This window comes from Roseomonas sp. KE0001 (assembly GCF_016107285.1).
In the GTDB taxonomy this organism is placed as follows: Bacteria; Pseudomonadota; Alphaproteobacteria; order Acetobacterales; family Acetobacteraceae; genus Pseudoroseomonas.
Genome location: NZ_RCVQ01000013.1, coordinates 1 through 17,221, shown reverse-complemented (window position 1 = coordinate 17,221; position 17,221 = coordinate 1). Strand labels below are relative to the sequence as shown.

At 67.3% G+C, this 17,221-nt stretch carries 16 protein-coding genes; 3 read left to right on the top strand and 13 right to left on the bottom strand.

Features of this window, described 5'->3' with window-relative positions:
- Positions 1-26 precede the first annotated feature (26 nt).
- The 6 genes from D9598_RS18855 to D9598_RS18830 form a co-directional block, all read right to left on the bottom strand.
- Positions 27-899: a DUF932 domain-containing protein gene (locus D9598_RS18855; RefSeq protein ID WP_198368090.1), complete on the bottom strand. Its 873-nt coding sequence runs from the start codon at positions 897-899 to the stop codon at positions 27-29.
- Between the two features lie 133 nt (positions 900-1,032).
- Positions 1,033-1,278 carry a hypothetical protein gene (locus tag D9598_RS18850; RefSeq protein ID WP_198368089.1) on the bottom strand — a complete coding sequence of 82 codons (246 nt, stop codon included), beginning with the start codon at positions 1,276-1,278 and terminating at the stop codon, positions 1,033-1,035.
- A gap of 134 nt (positions 1,279-1,412) precedes the next feature.
- Positions 1,413-1,688, bottom strand: a complete 276-nt coding sequence (locus D9598_RS18845; protein ID WP_198368088.1) for a hypothetical protein — start codon at positions 1,686-1,688, stop codon at positions 1,413-1,415.
- Positions 1,689-1,705: 17 nt separating this feature from the next.
- The gene (locus D9598_RS18840) at positions 1,706-2,317 is read right to left on the bottom strand and encodes a hypothetical protein (RefSeq protein WP_198368087.1); all 612 of its coding nucleotides are present in this window, start codon (positions 2,315-2,317) and stop codon (positions 1,706-1,708) included.
- Positions 2,314-3,084, bottom strand: coding sequence for a hypothetical protein (locus D9598_RS18835; RefSeq protein ID WP_198368086.1), 771 nt, complete (start codon positions 3,082-3,084; stop codon positions 2,314-2,316). The genes D9598_RS18840 and D9598_RS18835 overlap by 4 nt, the downstream gene beginning before the upstream one ends.
- A 168-nt stretch (positions 3,085-3,252) precedes the next feature.
- Positions 3,253-3,762 carry a hypothetical protein gene (locus tag D9598_RS18830; protein WP_198368085.1) on the bottom strand — a complete coding sequence of 170 codons (510 nt, stop codon included), beginning with the start codon at positions 3,760-3,762 and terminating at the stop codon, positions 3,253-3,255.
- Between the two features lie 366 nt (positions 3,763-4,128).
- On the opposite strand from D9598_RS18830, the gene D9598_RS18825 reads away from it, so the two are divergent.
- The 3 genes from D9598_RS18825 to D9598_RS18815 all read left to right on the top strand — a co-directional run bounded on the left by D9598_RS18825 (position 4,129) and on the right by D9598_RS18815 (position 9,719).
- Positions 4,129-4,425 (top strand): hypothetical protein, encoded by a 297-nt coding sequence (locus tag D9598_RS18825; RefSeq protein ID WP_198368084.1) that lies wholly within the window; start codon positions 4,129-4,131, stop codon positions 4,423-4,425.
- Between the two features lie 12 nt (positions 4,426-4,437).
- Positions 4,438-9,009: a MobF family relaxase gene (gene mobF / locus D9598_RS21525; protein WP_198368083.1), complete on the top strand. Its 4,572-nt coding sequence runs from the start codon at positions 4,438-4,440 to the stop codon at positions 9,007-9,009.
- A 149-nt stretch (positions 9,010-9,158) separates the two neighbouring features.
- Positions 9,159-9,719, top strand: coding sequence for a transposase (locus D9598_RS18815; RefSeq protein WP_198368082.1), 561 nt, complete (start codon positions 9,159-9,161; stop codon positions 9,717-9,719).
- A 588-nt stretch (positions 9,720-10,307) separates the two neighbouring features.
- Here D9598_RS18815 and D9598_RS18810 read toward each other — a convergent pair.
- The 7 genes from D9598_RS18810 to D9598_RS18780 form a co-directional block, all read right to left on the bottom strand.
- Entirely contained in the window at positions 10,308-11,027 is a 720-nt protein-coding gene (locus D9598_RS18810; RefSeq protein WP_198368081.1) for a GntR family transcriptional regulator, read from the bottom strand.
- 115 nt (positions 11,028-11,142) lie between these two features.
- Entirely contained in the window at positions 11,143-12,153 is a 1,011-nt protein-coding gene (locus tag D9598_RS18805; protein ID WP_198368080.1) for a tripartite tricarboxylate transporter substrate binding protein, read from the bottom strand.
- Positions 12,154-12,281: 128 nt separating this feature from the next.
- Positions 12,282-13,637, bottom strand: coding sequence for an amidase (locus D9598_RS18800; RefSeq protein WP_198368079.1), 1,356 nt, complete (start codon positions 13,635-13,637; stop codon positions 12,282-12,284).
- Positions 13,634-14,020: a cupin domain-containing protein gene (locus D9598_RS18795; protein ID WP_198368078.1), complete on the bottom strand. Its 387-nt coding sequence runs from the start codon at positions 14,018-14,020 to the stop codon at positions 13,634-13,636. Before D9598_RS18795 ends, D9598_RS18800 begins: the two co-directional genes overlap by 4 nt.
- Before the next feature lie 14 nt (positions 14,021-14,034).
- Positions 14,035-14,721: a DUF2848 domain-containing protein gene (locus D9598_RS18790; RefSeq protein ID WP_198368077.1), complete on the bottom strand. Its 687-nt coding sequence runs from the start codon at positions 14,719-14,721 to the stop codon at positions 14,035-14,037.
- Between the two features lie 22 nt (positions 14,722-14,743).
- Positions 14,744-15,934: an NAD(P)/FAD-dependent oxidoreductase gene (locus tag D9598_RS18785; RefSeq protein WP_198368076.1), complete on the bottom strand. Its 1,191-nt coding sequence runs from the start codon at positions 15,932-15,934 to the stop codon at positions 14,744-14,746.
- Positions 15,935-16,447: 513 nt separating this feature from the next.
- A complete protein-coding gene (locus D9598_RS18780) occupies positions 16,448-16,861 on the bottom strand; it encodes an ester cyclase (protein WP_198368075.1) in 414 nt (137 codons plus the stop codon).
- Positions 16,862-17,221 lie beyond the last annotated feature (360 nt).

The window sequence follows — 17,221 nt, the reverse complement described above, 5'->3', positions numbered from 1 at the left end:
CGGGGATCTCTCCCCGCCCCTGGCTGTTACGCGGCAGCGCCTTTGAGCTCGGCCATCCGCTCCGCCAGCACCCAGAGTGCCCGGTTCAGCTTCACGTCCTGATCAATGCCGCGCACCTCCCGCGTGGTCACCCGGCGGCGGCGATTGTTGCTGTCCCGTCCGTAAGCGGTGAGGCCACCGCGAATGATGTTCTCCTGCACCACATTGGTGGTGGTCCAGAGATCGCCGCTACGATCAGCCTGACGGCGGATATCCAGCAATTGTTCGGGCCGAACGGGCGTGGTGGTCTGGCCCTCTTCATCGGCGAAGCGGAGCGTGTGCGCGGCTTCGGCCATGATCATCCGCTCGGTCTGGTTCAGCGTCACGCCGGCCCATTCATCGGCCGCCTGCAGCGCCCGCTTCGATTCCTCCAGCACGGTGTAGGAGCCTTCGATCACTTGGCGCACCACGTCGCCCTTGTGAGCCACCTTGACGGTGGCCAGCTCGCGATCAGCCACCACCATGCCGTTGAGGCACGCGAGGCGAAACATGCCAGCCATCAGCTGGTAGGCGCTGGTGCCGTCATGGCTGTTCACCAGCACGACCTCGGGAAACACCTCGCCAACCCGCTGCAGAGCCGGTCCCTGCCCCTGGTAGCGAAAGCGAATCAGGTGCTTGGTGAAAGCCTCCTTGCCTTCAATGCGCGAACGGCCCTGCTTTGCGAAGACAGGCAAGAAGCCGTTGGCGCGCAGGCCGTCGATCACCTCGGAGGTTGCGATGTAGGCATAGCGCTCGCTGCGGCTCTCGTGCTTACCGGTGGCGAAGGCGGACGGGGCAAGGCAGGAGAGCGCCTCATTCGAGAGGGCGGAGCGGCCACCCTGGTGAATGTTAAAGGAGGAACGAGGACGAAAAAACGTCATGGTGGAGCACCTTGCTCTTGTCGACGAGGCCCAACGCCGCGTCTGGAAGAACTTTAAGCCAACCGTTTTCAGCGTTCAAACATTTTAACGTCTAAAATATATCACTAGGCCGTGAGGTTTTGTCGATTGGCGCCTATGGCTTCGTGGCCAGAAAGTCGGTGATGAGGTCCATGATCACCGCTTGCGGCGTGATGTTACGCCCTGAGTTCATGGAACGCCGGCCGGCTTCTTCGGCCAGTTGCGCCAGTTGCGCGCGCGGTAGTCGCAACGTCAGCGGCACAGTATCTCCGGGCGATGGCCGGCCAGGACGGCGTTTGGCCGGTGTGGCCTCCACCGCAGGTTCGGTTTGCATCTCGGGAACAGTGGTACGGCGCGGCATGGGAGCGGTCCTGGTACGAAGCCCACGAATTTAGCGCTTCAACTTTTTAACGCCAATATAGTGGTGGTAATGAATAGCCGCTCTCCGTCAGAGCAGAGCAAGGCCTGGCGCCGCTGGATAGGAAACCTGTGGCCTTAGAAGGTCCGCGTTCTGCGGATCCGCCCACGCAATCCCAGGCAGAGGGTACCGGCCATGGCAAGACCGTAGGCCATCGCCAGCACCTCCCAAGTATCGGAACGACGCCAGGTCAGCGCTGAGTTCAGCACCAGCATCAGCGCTGCCAGATGACTCAGCACTGCGATCATGAGCAACAGGAGCCGGGCCGGGCCGCATCCGATGAACAGGATGGGCGCCAAAAGGAAGCAGATAGTTGCCGCCAGCGCACGCAGCCAGGGCCGGCTTTTCAGCATGGCACCTGCCTCATCGCTTAAGGGCCCTGGGGGCCTGCTGGCCGGGCGTGTGGGTCATCATCCAGCCACAGCGGCACGGCGCAGACCCGCCGGCCCGTGCTGACATCGGTCCAAACCGCCTCGCCCTGGCAGCGCTGCAACAGCGCCGGCAGGTCGTTCCGCCGGATCGCCTCCGCCCAGACCTGCCCCGACGCAGCGCCGTCTGACAGCGCCGACTGGATCACGGCCGAGGCCGACTGGATGCCGGACCGCTCGGCTGCCTGACCAGAGAGATAGCCAATGGCCACAGCGCTCAGCAGCAGCGTGGCCGCTCCAGCGCCCGCCATGATGGCCAGCCGCCGGGCCCGCAGCCCCGCCAAGCGGAGGAGGTCGGCCCGGGTGACCTGCACCACCTGCCGCACCATCTCGGCGCGTTCCTTGGCGTCCAGCGGCTGCCGGTGGGCTTCTGCCTGCGCCAGCAGCCCATCCATGGCACCCAGGCTGGCCGACAGAGCGGCCAGCACCGGCCGCAGCGGGTCGCCTTCCATCTCCGCCCGCGCGGTTGCCTGCCGCAGCGCCGCCTGTGCGTGACCGATCGCCGGCTGCGGAGCAGAGGGCGCGGCCGGCGCGCCCTCCACTGTGATGCTCACGGCAGCCAGCTCCGGAGGGGGGCAAGCGCTGCCTCCATGTCACTCATCCACTTGCGCACACGAGAGCGGTTGAAGGGCCCCAGAATGGCGTCCGGCTGGCCTTCGGGCGCTTGTCCGTCCCGAGCCTGGCCAAAGCGCAGGCGCTTACCCTCGATCTCGGCGGCCACCGTCGCGTCCAGGCGCGGCATCCACAGCGGCACCGCGCCGCGGGCGAGCGCCGCCTGGAAGACGCTGTGCCGCAGCACGCGGGCGAAGGCGTCTTCGCGCGGCACGGTGGGGTCCGCGAGCCCCGCGTTCAGGATCAGCGCCGTGGCCTTCGGTTGAAAGCCCTGGGCCTCATAGCTTGCCAGGATGCCGAGATCATCGACCCGCGGCGACAGCGTGTAAAGCGCCACGGGATGCACGCCCGCCCCTTCCAGGCTGCCGACAAGGTCGGGCACGTCCGCCAGCAGCCGGCCCATGCTGAGGTCGCCGCCCCCCATATCGAGTAGGGTCGAATGCTGTTCGGCCATCACAAAGGCCAGCAGTTCCTCAGCCCACCGGGCCACGCCCGCCGGCTCATGGGTCGGTGGCTGCTCCACGCTGTTCAGGAAGGCAGCCAGCGAACGGTTATGGGGATCAAGGGCCGCGGCCAGCGCCGGCCTATCCGGCTTCATGGTTTCCACCACGTAGCGCAGCAGGGTGGTCTTGCCGCTGCGGCCCGGTCCCATGACGAAAACCGCTGTGGGGCCGCCGCCGAGATCCACCGCCGACACGGCGGGCAGCATGGTGGATGCCTCGGATCGGTGCAGCGCCGCCGGCCCGACCGGGATCTCAGGCTCATGCTCCAGAGAGCGGCTGCGGCTGAACAGGCGCGGCGCGGGGGAAGCACCAGCCCAAAACGCCGGTCCGTGGGCGGGAGAGGATGACGTCATGGCGCGGGTGTCCTCTGGCAATTAGCGAAGGCTGACCGGCCGGAACCGGCGTGGCGGTCTGGCGGGCTCGAAGGCACCTTCCATGGGATCAAAGACGGATGTCGCCGGTCGCACCGGCACGTCTTGCTGGACCGGTGACGAGGCCCCCGACGACCCAGGAGCCGTTGGAACTGTTGGCTGATAGGTCGGCTCGCTGGTTACTGCCGGAGAAGCCTGGGCGGTCTGCGGCACCGTCGTCGCCTCCGCTCGCACCGGCCGTTGCTCACGCCCTGCTGCCGTCTGGTGGGCGGTGACCCGCTGCCAGGCCCGCCGCACGGTCTCACCTTTGGGCGGTTGGCCCTTGGCATCGCGCACCCCCTGTTGGGCCAGTGCCTGGGCAATGCCGGCCCAGCGTGGCCGACTGGTTTGCAGCTGGTGTGTGATCACCGCGTGGTTCTGCCGCATCCAATCGAGCAGCGGCGAGCGTCCGGGCAGGTCAGCAAAGAACTTTCGAGCTCTGTCAGCAACTGTGACAGCGTTGGTCTCGGGCATGCGCGCTCCCTGATCTGTTTCGCGCCTCCCGCAGCCTGAAACAGACTGGCGATGCAATGCAAGCCTGAAGGGCCTCGCGAACAAATCCGCACACAGCCTACACGCACTCGCGACACATGCGACACAAGGTTTGAAGAAGATGCTGATGCACACGACACAGAAGCAGGACACAGTCGACACACGGTCGCGACTGAGTCGACACAAATCAGGACCTGATCGCAACATCATCACTTTGGTCTCTGGTAAGTGAATTGGCCAATCCGCTTGGGAGGAATCTTCGACAGACCAATGCAACCTAGAAGGTGCTTGCGTTTGATCGCATCGGGACGTCCTGATGTCGCACCGAGTGAGCAGATGGAGTACGGCGTGGCTGATCCTCTCTCGACCGAACTGAGGCACTTGCACGAAACCGTTGAGGTGCTGACCCAAGGCTTGCGCATGATGGCCGAGACGCAAGCGACACACACCGAGATGCTGGAACGCATCCTGGAGGCAGCGACCGAGGAGCCGGAGGACAGCCCCCTGCCCGATCTGCTGCAGCAGATCGTGACGCGACTGGATGAGCAGACCGCAGTTCTGCAGCGGATCGAGGCAGCCGCGACCGGCATGCCCACCCGCGAGGATGTCGAAGAAGAAGCCGCTGTGCAGCGCGGACAGCATTGAGCATCTGCGCCGGTGCTGACCTTCCGCAAAGGCGCCGCCAGTTCTGCTCCGTCCGGTGGTCGCGCCATGGCCGATCACCTGATGGAGGAAACTCTGTCGCAGCCGGCTGTGGACATGGCGGACTACTACACCCGGAACCGCGCCGTCGAACTGGGTGCCGGCACGGGTCCAGAGGGAGAGGCTGGACCGGAGGCGCCGCGGCAGGGCACCCGGCCGCAGCCGCGCCGCGACATGCACCCCAGGCTCGCCGCCGCGCTGGGCCTTGAGCCGCACAGCACGCTGAGCCTGGAGCAGGTCAGCCAGATCCTTGGAGGGCGGCGGGCCGATGGGGCCGAGCTGGTGACCAACGACGCCACCACCACCCGCAGCATCAGCTACATCGACCTGTGTTTCTCCGCGCCCAAGAGTGTCAGCCTGGCCTGGGCTTTTGCGCCAACGGAGGCGGAGCGCGCGACAATCCTGCAGGCGCATCGCGAGGCGGTGGATGCGACGCTGCGCTACGTCGCCCAGGACATCGGCGTGGCGCGGCGGGGCAAGGGTGGCGAAGGCGCGGCCGAGCCGGGCCACATCGGCTGGATCAGCTTCGAGCACTTCACCGCCCGGCCGACCGTCGAGGTGGTGCGCACGGACGCGGTGACGGGCGAGGCGGTCACGGAGCTGCACACGCTGCGCCCGGACCGCGATCCGACCGGGGCGGGCGACCCGCAGCTGCACACCCACAATGCCGTGCCGAACCTGGTGGTGACGGAGGGCGGTCATGTCGGCGCGCTCGATCTCACCGCCACACGCACCCGCATCCATGAGTATGGCGCCGTGTACCAGGCGCAGCTGGCCGCCAACCTGACGCGGGCCAGCATCGCGGTGGAGCTGGAGGAGCGCACCGGTATGGCGCGGCTGCCGGCGATCCCGGAGGCGGTGTGCCAGGAGTTCAGCAAGCGGACCCGCGACGGTGAACAGGCCGCCCGCGAGGAGGCGGTGCGGCGAGGGCTCGACTGGGACCGCATGACGCCCGAGATGCGGATCGACTTCCTGAAGGGCGGCACCCATGCGGCCCGCAAGAGCAAGACCGATGACCTGTCCGACTTCGCGGCGTGGCGGGAGCAGGCGGAGACGCTGGGCTGGCGGCACCAGAGCGTCATCTGGCTGGAGGGTACACCGCCCCTGCCCCACCGCAGCGCACGGCTGGCTGCAGGATACGAGAACGCCATACCCTTACTCGAGGCCGAGTTCGGGCGCAGCGCCGTGCTGAACGGCGCCGACCTGCGGTCGGCTGCGGCCCGGGCGCTGATCGCGGCCGGCATGACGCCAGGCGCCGAGGGTGCGCGGGCAGATGTGGATGCGTTGACCCGGACCATGCGCCAGCACGGGGTGCGGCAGGACGGGCAACAGACGGCCCTGATCTGGGGCCGTGAGAGCGACCGCGGCGAGGTGCGGGTGACGACGGCCCTGCATGTGGAGCAGGAGCAGGAGGCAGTCGATCTGGCCCGCACAGCGGCCGGTGACCGGTCCCGCGCGCTTTCACCGCGCGCGATCCAGCAGGCCGCCCAGAAGGCTGGCCTGAGCTTCCTGGACGCCCACGGCCAAGCCCAGCGGCGGGCCATGCTGCGGCTCGGCACCGGCGGCGCGGTCGGCGTGGCCATCGGCGTGGCCGGATCGGGCAAGACCACCCTGTTGCGGCCGCTGGTAGACGCTTGGACGGCACAAGGCGACGCGGTGATCGGCGTCGCGCTGGCGTGGCGGCAGGCCGAGCCGCTGAAGGCCGCTGGCATTGACCGCACCCTGGCGCTCGCCGGCTTCCTCAAGGCAGCGCAGGAGGAGCGGATCGTCCTCGGCCGCAACAGCGTAGTGGTGCTGGACGAGCTAGGCCAGGTCGGCGCGCGGCAGATGCTGGCATTGCTGCGGCTGCGGGCGCGGCACGGGTTCCGGCTGGTGGCCGTGGGCGACGACAAGCAGTGTCAGAGCATCGAAGCCGGCCCGGTGATCACCCTGATGCGCCGTGCGCTCGGCCCGGAAGCGGTGCCCGAGATCCTGACCACGCGCCGGCAGCAGTCCGAGCGCGAGCAGCAGATTGCCGGGCTGTTCCGAGCTGGCCGGGCCGCCGAGGCTCTGGAGCTCAAGCGTGAGGACGGAACGGCTGAGGTGGTGCCGGGTGGTTACGGCGAGGCGGTGCAGCGGGTAGCGGCGCTCTGGCGGGCGCGGCGGGAGGCTCATGCTGGCGACGCAGGGTTCACCCTCAGCGTCTCGGCACCAACCAATGCCGACGCCCGGGCCATCGCGAGCGCCATCCGAGAACAGCGGCGAGCGATGGGGGAGCTCGGGGCCGATTGCGTCAGCCTGCTGGCCACAGACCAGACCAGGTCAGAGTACACCCTGACGCTCGCGCCGGGGGACCGGGTGCGGTTGTTCGACCGGGTGAACGCGCGGTTGCTCAGCGGCGGGCGCGGCAACATCGGCCATAACGGCTCGGTGCTGGAGTTCCGGGCGGTCACGCCGGAAGGGCTGGTGCTGCGAACCGCTGCTGGCCACGACGGGTTGGTGACCTGGGACAGTTTGCGGGACCGCAGCACGGGGAGGACACGGCTGGCGCCCGGCGATGTGCTCACCATCGACGCGGCGCAGGGCCTCACCAGCCACGAGCACATCAATGCCCTGCCGGGCGGCACCGCCGCGATCCAGGGCTACAAGGGCTACACGGCCGAGAGTCGCCATACCCATCGCTCCTGGCTCATCACCTCGGAGGGCGCCGAGCGGCGCGAGGTGCAACAGCGCCGGGCGCTGGGCGACCGTCGGCCCATCGCGGCCGAGCACGTGTGGGAGAACATGGCACGCAACCTGTCCCGGCAGCCGGAGAAGGCGAGCGCGCTGGTGCTGCTGGAGCGGGTGCAGGGTGTCAGCCGGGGTGCAGCCCGGTCCCTGCAGCGGGGACTGCACCGGGCAGAGGTCCGGGACGCGGCGGGACAACGGCCCACCACTCTCTCCCAGCGAACGCGGCAGCAGCGGGAAAGGCAAGCCATGGGTGAAATGGCGATGCGATTGAAGCAGGTGCTGGAAGGGCGCTGGAGGAGCTTGCGTGACCTGGCACAGCAGGTCCAGCAGCGGGGCTGGGGGAGGCCGGCCGCGTCATCTGCGGCTGCACAGACCCGAATTGCGGCCGCAGCGCTCACCAACAGGGCGGCGGCAGAGCAGACCCGGGCGGGGGGCATTGTGGCCAGGTACCGCAAGCCTCAGGCCAATCAGGTGCCGACTGAGCCGTCCACTTATTGGCAACGCTTGATCCAGCAGCGTGAGCGCAAGCCAAGCCTCCGGCGCCCCACGCAGCGGAAGCGGGATGAACAGGTCCTCGCGGCGGTCGCGGACCGCCTGGCTGTGGCGCTGGGCGAACGCCAGGAAGCTCTGCAGGGCCTGCGGCAGAGCGCGAGCTTGCAACCGGTGCCGGCGCCAGGTCAGGCGCCCATGGAGCCGCCTCCAACAGCCCCAGCGCCAGCATCGGCTCCAGCCGGCCCGCGGCGTTCAACGCGTCCAGCCCGGGCACGCGCGCCCCAGACGCCGGCTTCCTTCTCGGCCTCTGAGGCCATGGCCGGTTTCGTGGCCGAACTACAACGTGCGGGGCTCAAGGTGTCCGGGACGGTCGAGATGGACGGGACGCTCCGCCGTGTGCCGGTCGAGGGTGACCGCAAAGGACAGAAGTCCGGCGCCTATGTTGGGCACTTGGATGGCTGGCCGGCGGGCTACATTCGCAACCACAAGACCGGCACCGAGATCCGCTGGAAGGCGGATCGGCCGAGCAAGCCATTGACCGCCGAGCAGCGTTCAGCGCTTGCGGCGGAGACCGCGGTCCGGGCAGCCGAGCGCGCCAAGGAACGGCAGGCCGTGCAGGCACGCGCGGCCCGGCTGGCCCAGAAACTCTGGGAGGCAGCCAGACCTGCGGCCGCCCATCCGTATCTCGCGGCCAAAGGGGTGCACTCGCACGGGCTCCGGCAGGATACGCGTGGCCGGCTGCTGGTGCCGGTGCAGGGTATCGATGGCAGCCTCTGGGGGCTGCAGCGCATTGGGGTAGACGGGTCCAAGCTGTTTCTCAAAGGGGCCAGGACCGAGGGCGGGCACGCGCTGATCGGCACGCCAAAATCTGGCCAGCCGCTGCTGATCGCAGAGGGCTATGCAACAGGCGCGACCTTGCATGCGGCGACACATCTGCCGGTGGCGGTCGCCTTCAACGCCTCGAACCTGGAGACTGTGGCCAAGGCGTACCGCGCCCACGATCCAAAGCGGCCCATCGTCATCGCGGGCGACAATGACCACCATCTGCCGCGCCGCTCGCCGCCGCTCCCCAACGTCGGCAGGGAGAAGGCTGAAGCCGCGGCAGCGGCTGTGGGGGGCGCTGTCGCGCTGCCGACCTTCTCGCCGGATGACCGAGGAACTGACTGGAACGACTTGGCCAAACGCCAGGGAAACAAGCCCGTGACGACTGCCGTGGAGCATGCTCTGCGCCAACTTCCGGCCTTCATCGCCGAGCCGCCGCGGACCACATCCCGCCATCAGGCAGCAGAGCAAAGAGAGCAGCGGCGCGCGCCAAGGTTACGCTGAAGCCGCCTTATCCGCTGCACTCACGCGAAAGTTTGGAGTTCCAGCCATCTCCATACCCTCGGCGCATGTCCGGAGGTGATAGGCGAGCGGACATAGATGGCCAACTCTATGGACCGTCGGCTTCGCGCCAAAGCGGAAGTAGTAATGGTTTGCCGTCCCGCTCGAAAGCGGACGTGAAGCTCAAAAGACACGTCAGCGTCGCCGAGGAAGCGCTGCAACGGATTGCCGCCCTCTATGCCATCGAAGCGGAGATCAACGGCCAGCCTGCTCAGCAGCGCCTCACCGCACGCCAGGCTCGCAGCAAGCCGCTACTCGCCGCGCTGCACGCGTGGATGCAGGCGCAGCGTCGACGCCTCTCGGGCAAGTCGGCCCTGGGCAAGGCGATGCAGTACGCACTCAACAGGTGGGACGCCCTGGCACGCTACCTGGAGGATGGCAGGCTCTCGATCGATAACAACCTTTCGGAGCGGCTGCTGCGCGGCATCGCTGTGACGAGGCAGAACTTTCTGTTCGTGGGATCCGACACTGGCGGAGAGCGCGCCGCCATCATCTACACCGTCGCTGAGACCGCCAAGCTCAACGGCCTGAATCCCGAAGCCTACATCACCTCCGTGCTCGACCGCCTCGCGTGCGGCCACCCTGTGACCCGCATCGAAGAGCTCTTGCCGTGGAACTTCAGGCCAGAGGCGAAGCCTGCGGCCATCGGCTGACGCTTACAACCTCCCTGTACAAGGCGGCCTACATTCTCAGGCGCGGAGCGGCCGCCTACCTCGTCGAGAACGCGCTGGGCATGGCGTGGCGCGCCGTCTCCATGTCCGAGTTGCGCCAGATCGCCGGGATCGAAGTATTCCCCGGCGCGGCCGCCGCGACCCGCGACCGGCTCCTCCCGCTCCCGGAGCCGCAGCCGAGCAACGTCCGCGGCGCCTGCGAGCGGCAGGACAAGGTTGCGAGCGACAGCTCAGGCAGCGGCACGCCCGCCGGGCCAATCCGACGGCGCCCGCCTCCCCCGCCTAGCAGGCCCAGTCGTCAGGTTGGAGTAGGACCGCTCTCGTCGGCCGGACCGCCAAGGATTGACGCGGAGGAAGCAGTCGCCCTCCCGCTTCCATCATCCTCGCCGCGTGCACCGGGTACCGGTGCGGCGCCGAACCCGTGATTGGAGCGGCAGTCGCATGGGCGCCACTTTCGCCGCCGCACGCTCGCAAGGCCAGACCGGTGGCCGCCAAGGGCGGCGTAACATCGGCTTGGTCATCACATCTGGCCGCCGTCCGATGAAGGCGGTTGATCGCCTTACACTGGCTTCACTGCCCTATCAGCACCATGACATTCCGGCGGAACGCAGCGATGTGATGCTCCATCGCCGCACTGGCCGCGCTCGCATCGCGCGCCACAAGAGCGTCGCGAATGGATCGATGCTCCTGCAGCACACTGCTTTGCTGCGCTTCCTGTTCCAGCGAGATGAACCAGAAGCGCACAGCGCGGTCGTGGAGATTGCCAAGGATGTCCAGGAACACGGTGTTGCCGGAGGCCTGGGCGATGACGGCGTGGAAGGACTTGTCCAGCAGCATCAAAGCCTCGGTGTCATGCTGGCCCAGCGCGGCTTCGGTGTCGCGCAGGACGCCATCTATGGCGGCGGCGTCCTCTGCGGTGAAACGAGCGGCGGCGAGGCGCACCGCATGACACTCGTTGACAGTACGCGCCTCAATGATCTGCAGCAGTTCCGCCGGGTCGATAGGACGAACCTCAATGCCTTTCCGGGGCCGGATGGTCACAAGCCCCTCCAGGCGAAGCCGCGCCAGTGCATGGCGGACCGGCATACGGCTCAGCCCAAGAGCTTCAGCGACCTGCGCCTCGTTCAGCTTCTCGCCGGGTGCGAAGCGGCAGGTAATGATCTGATGGCGGATGACCTCGTAGGCTTGATCCTTCAACGGCACGGCCCGCGCCTGCTCCGAATAGCCACTCGTGGCCGGATTGGCGGTACGTGTCAGCCACCGAGAGTTCCTGATGACCGGTGCGCCCATCGCCTTGTTTCCTCGCCTCTTTCCGGTCGTGCCGATTTGCGGCACACCGGCCCGCGTTACAAGAACCGTTTTGGCACGAGGACCGGGCACGAGGCGCGCAACGGCACCTTCGGCCTCACTCGAGGCGGGCGCCGGAGATCCGGACGGCTTCCTGCCAAAGCGGCGCATCCCGCCGCATCGCCTCAGCGAAGGCTTCAGGCGTGCTGCAGACCGGCGTGGTGCCGAGGCGCTCCAGAGAATCCCGGAACTTCGCGTCAGCGCAAGCTTCGCCCAGGGCGCTGGCCATGCGCCGGATCGCGGCCGCAGGGGTCCCGGCAGGTGCAGCCAGGCCGTTCCAGGTTTCCGCACGGAACTCCGGATAGCCGCTTTCGGCCACCGTCGGGACGCCGGGCAGGCTCGCGATACGCTCTGTCCCCGCCACGGCCAGCACGTGGATGCGGCCGCCTCCGAGGTGTGGGATCATGTCGGAGGGGTTGCCGAAATAGGCGGCAACCTCACCTGTCAGGAGGGCCTGCATGGCCGGTGCGCCTCCACGATAGGGAACGTGCTGCATCTCGATGCCCGCCCGCTTCATCAGCAAAGCCATCGCCAGATGCGTGGAGGAGCCATTGCCTGCCGAGGAGTAGTCCAGCTTGCCTGCCTGTACCTTCGCCAGCGCCACGAAATCCTTGAGCGTGGTGACGTTCAGCGAGGAACTCACGGCTAGGACCATAGGATTGCTCGCAACGATCGACACCGGCGCGAAATCCTTCGCCGGGTCGAAGTTCAGTTGCATGAGAGCAGGCAGCATCACCATCTGCGATGCGCTGGCGGTGAGCAACGTGTATCCGTCAGGGGCACTGCGCGCCACAGCCTCGGCGGCGATGGCGCCATTGGCACCGCTGCGGTTCTCGACCGGGGCGGGCTGACCCAGCGACTTGCCGAGCCACTCAGCGCTGAGGCGCCCGATACTGTCGGTGACGCCGCCCGGCGCGAAAGGAACCAACACGCGGATGGGGCGGTCGGGCCATTTGTCCTGCGCCTTCGCCGTGCCGCCTGCGGATGTGACGGAGACAGCGGCGAAGGCCGCCAGTGCCAGCCGAGCGAGTACTTTCGGGCAGGGCCGGATCCCAGTGTCACGCAACATTGCTTTGCCTCCTTGAACCATTGATCGGCGCCAGGCAGGACTCTGACGGTCCTTGTTGCCGTGGCTCGTGTGACTGGCTTCCCGAAAGGCATTCCGGGGGCTTCCCCGGTCGAGGCGCCGGTGCTCGCTCAGGTCACCAGCAAAGCCTCCACGGCTGCCGCCAGGGCCAGCAGGCGGCGGTCACCCCCTGCCGCGGCGGCGAACATCAGGCCCACCGGAGGCTCCGGCGGGCGGGCCGCGGGGACGGAGATGGAACAGCCATCCATCATGTTGACCAGCGTCGGGTTGCGGAGCGCCGCCAGGTTCGCAGTCGTGTAGGCAGCCTCGCTCTCCAGGTCGCGGATCCGCGGTGGAAGGATCGGCGTGGTGGGCATGACCACCGCGTCGAAGCCCGAGATCCGCGCGGACACACGGCGCACGAAATCCGCCCTGGCCTGCGCCAGGTCCAGGTAGTCGGCGGCCGACATGCTGGCGCCGCGGCGGATGCGGCTGCTGACACGGGGGTCATAATCCTCGCCGCGCCGCGCCAGCAGCGGGCGGTGCCAGGCGAAGCTTTCCGCAGCCGTGAACCCGCCCAACGCGTTCATGGCTGCCACCTCAGCGAACTCCGGAACCGGGGCCCGCGTGATGCGCACTCCCGCGCGCGACAGGCGGGTGAGCGCGGCGTCAAAGGCGGCGGCCACCGCATCCTCGACGCCGTCCAGAGCCACCGTCTCGGGCAGCAGCAGGCGCAGCCCGTCGAGCGGCACCTCGGGCAGCGCCTCGATGGCCTCGTCCGAGAGCACCGCGTCCATGATCGCGCAACAGCGCGTGCTGCGGGCAATCGGGCCGACGGAGTCCAGCGTGGTAGACAGCGGCACACTGCCCACCAAGGGAACGCGCCGCGCTGTAGGCTTGAAGCCGACCAGACCGGTGAATGCCGCAGGGATGCGGCAGGAGCCGCCGGTGTCGGTGCCCAGCGCCGCATGCGCCATGCCATCGGTCACGGAGACCGCGGCGCCGGAGGAGGAACCTCCGGGCACATGGCCTTCCTCGCGGCGCCAGGGATTACGCGGCGTGCCGTAATGCGGATTGATGCCCAGGCCCGAGTAAGCGAACTCGGTCATGTTGGTGCGGCCCACCACCACGAACCCTGCACGCCGCAGCCGGGCCACCACGACGGCATCGGTGGTAGCCGCCGAAGCATCGTCTAGCGCGCGAGAACCCGCGCGGGTCACCTGCCCGACGACATCGAACAGATCCTTCACGGAAACGGGAATACCAGCGTAAGGCGACGGTGCGGCCCCTGCCCCGCGCAAGGCGTCCATGGCTTCGGCCGCCGCGAGAGCGCCTTTGGTATCCACCTGCACGAAGGTCCGCCCACCCTCACCGGCCGGATCGGCGATCCGCGCCAGGCGCTCCTCCACCAACGCGCGACTGGTGGTCCGTCCGGCGGCAAGGTCGGCCGCCAGGCCATCAAGGGTGGGCAGACCTCCGGAACTCACTTCGGCGTCTCGTCGTAATAGTGAATCTCGAGCAGCGTGCAGCCCGTGTTGGACTTGAAGGGGCCGTGATAGGCGCCAGGCGGGCGGCAGGCATAGGCCGCCTTGTCAAAGGACTCACCGCCGTTGCCCTGTGCGTCGTTGCCAACGACCAGGTCGCCGGAAACCAGCCAAACCTCTTCCCAGTAGTCATGCACGAAGGGTGCGGTGGTGAACTCGCCAGGCTCGAAGCGCAGGAGGCGCGTGCGGTGGCCGCGCTTGTTCTCCTCGTCCAGCTTGCCAGCCAGGATCTTTTGCTGAATGCCTGCGGGATAACCCTTCGGCACCTCCCAGCCTGCGCTCAGATCAGGCACATGGAACTCAAGGTGTTCCTTGGTAATCGGCATGATGTGCTTCCGCCTTATTCAGCCAGCCAATTGGCCGTGTAGGTGTGGTTGATCACGCGCCCGAGCACAGGATCGCGCAGTTCGATGCGGAAGCCCGCGCGCGGGCGGATGCCGCCAATCGCCGCCAGCGTGCCGCCCAGCATCAAGGTGCCCGGGAGCAACTCGCGGCCGAGCGCCTTGTAAGCTGCCGCCAAATCGCGCGGGTCGCGCATCGCGGCGACAGCGCCTTCCTGGTACAGCGTCCAGTCAGCGCCGTCCTGCACCCAGGAACGTAGTTCCAGCCGGTCCCAGTGCTCCGCCACCTCGTCGAAGCGCCAGAGTACGGGTGCGATGGGCTTGGGGCAGACCTGCTTGGACACGGCGACCGAATAGGTCTCAACCTTGCGGTCCGTGTGGTCCGAGCCGATGCCGACCCACCATGTGCCGTCCTCGTCCACCAGGATGGCGAATTCCGCTTCTCCGCTGGACTCGGCGCCAAGGCAGTCGATCGTTGCCGCGGTTGTCGGCAGTTCCCTACCGCCGGGGTAGAAGCAGGGCGTGCTCGCTGGTGGGGTGACGCCTAGCAGGCGCAACTCCTCGATATGCTCCTGCAGCTTGTGCGTATCGCGGCCGGTCCAGCCTGCGATCACAAAGCTCTTGATGGCGACGCTGCGGCGGTCCGCCGAGCCAACGCTCAGGAAGTCGAAAGTCAGTTCGGTCATGTTGGATGCTCTCGTGCGGCGTTCAGCGGATCTCGGCCGCGCGGCGCAGGCCATTGATCATGGAAACACCCATCAGGTAGGCATGGGCCTTGGCCGGGTCTGCGGCGGTATCCGCCATCCGCTCACGGAAGGCGCGCTGCGCCTCCGGCTCCTTGGCTTCCAGGTTCTGCTTGTTGGCGATGGTCTGGCGCTGCACATGCTCCACCGTGACGCCCCGCCGCTGGCGGTCGTACAGGTCGAGCAACTCCTCACCCCCTTCGCCATGCCATACCTGGGCCAGCTTCCCGGCCAGGTTGAAGGCGTCGTGCACGCCACCGTTCAGCCCCATGCCGCCGAGCGGATTGTTGATGTGGGCGGCATCGCCCGCGAGCATCACGCGCCCCTGGCGGAAGGTCTTCGCCACGCGCTGATGCACGCGGTACAGGGTGCGGTGGCGGATGGGGTAATCGTCGCGCCCCTGGACGATGCGAGCGAAGCGGGCCCGCGCGTAGTCGTCTGTCATCGTTTCCTCGTCCTCGACTTCGGCGGGAACGGGAAACATGGCGCGCCACACACCGGGCACTTTCAGCAGGAAGAACCACTCTTCCGGGTCGGCGTAGTAGGAGACATCGGCCAGCCCTGGGATCAGCGTGGCGAAGTCAAACGGCGTGGAGAGCACAAGGAAGCGCTCCGGCCAGGTGAAGCCCTCGAACTCGATGTTCGAGGACTTGCGGATCGGGCTGCGGGCGCCGTCGGCACCGATGACGTAGGACCCTGTGATCTTCTCGCCGTTCTCGAGCAGGACCTCCACCGCGTCGCCATGGTCGGTGCAACCGGCCACCCGAGCGTCAAAGCGAATGGAAAAGCCAGGCTTGTCCGTCAGCATGCTGTGGAGGATTCGAGTGAGCTTGAACTGCTCGCACTGCAGCCGGAAGGGATGGCGCGTGACGTCGGACAGCACGCCGAAGTCGAAGTCGGCGATGATGCCCTGATTGCGGCTGCGGTACTGCATGCGGGGCGCGACGATCCCCTGCCCGATCATCGCCTTGGCGGCGCCGATTCCATCCAACAGGTCCAGGGTGGGCGCGTGGAAGGTGGAGCCGCGCATCTCCCCGGAGAGGTCTGGTCCGGCCTCCAGCACTTGGACAGGCACGCCCAGGCGGACCAATTCAGCTGCGGCAACAAGCCCAACCGGGCCTGCGCCGACAATGAGAACAGGATGGTGTGTCGGCATGCCTTCCAATCTTCCGCGAATCGTCGCCCTCCCCGCGCCCCATGACCGAAGGCCCTGCACAGGGCTCCCAGGGTCAGGCTTGGCCACAGTTGGGATGCCGAACTCTGAACAAGGAAGCGTAACCATGCAACAGTAAAATTTCACTGTGAGATTTTATACGGCGAGACTACGCTGCTGGAGGGAGCCTACTGGTGGGCGCGAGGCGGCTCGGATAAGCGGGTCCGTGCTGGAACAGCGGCTATTAGGTCTGAAGATGCCGGTAAGGCTCCAGTGCCGCGCTATACGAGCGGCCCATCTCCCGACGCCGGGCGCTGTGGGAGGTGCGCAGGCTGGACGACGCGGCGCTGCCGCTGTTGGCGGCCGCCGACCAGGACAGAATGCCGCAACGCCAGGCGCCTCTACTCTGTCCAGCGAACCCCTGACGGCAATTCGACCGGCCATGGCAATGCGGCCGGGCGATGCCGGGAGGCGGCTACCGTCTGCCCGACGCGGGCGCCGCAGAGCCACTGCCGGTCAGGCCCAGCCAAGCTCCCGTAGGGCGTACCCGGAGTTCCAGATCTTGGTCATATGCACGATCCTGCCGCCTTCGAACTGCATCACGTACACATAATCGGTTGTCGTGGCCTTGCCGGTCGGCGGCATCGGCCCGCCAGCCAGATGTGTGCCAGAGAAGGTGGCATAGGCGCAGACATTGCCGCGCTCCTCATCAGCGGCGAAGGACTTCAACTCATAGCTGCCGTCGGTGAGAACCTCGAGGAGGTCACGCATCCATTCGGTGTACTGCTGCACCGTGGTGACGCCGGCCAGCGCAGCGGCCTGCGCTAAAAACGTGGCGTCTGGTGCGCAATAGGCACGGCATGCATCCCAACCCAGACCCGCTTCGCATGCGGTGAAGAACGCTCTCGCTTGTTCGATATCGGGCGACATGGTGTTGCTCCCCCTGCTGACTGGTTCGGCCGCCCCGATTCGTTGAAGCCGGATCAACGCAGCATCATGCAGGGGAAGGATGCCCCATCCCAGGAGAACCGGTGCGCTCCCTGCCTTGTACAGCAAAGGCTCCCTGTTGCAGGTCCCGGTCAGCAGATAATGACGATAGCCCTCAATACGCTGGCCATCCCCTACGGCGGCACAGCGGTCGGCAGCTTAGCGCCCAGAGCAGTCATGAAAACTGAGTGCCGTTTGTGCTCCGAAGCGGACATCACCTTCACCTTTGAGTAGGTGCAGTCGCTTGGTCCAAGGCATGCCCGAAGCTCGCTCCGCGCCATCCACGATGAACGAGACCGAGGC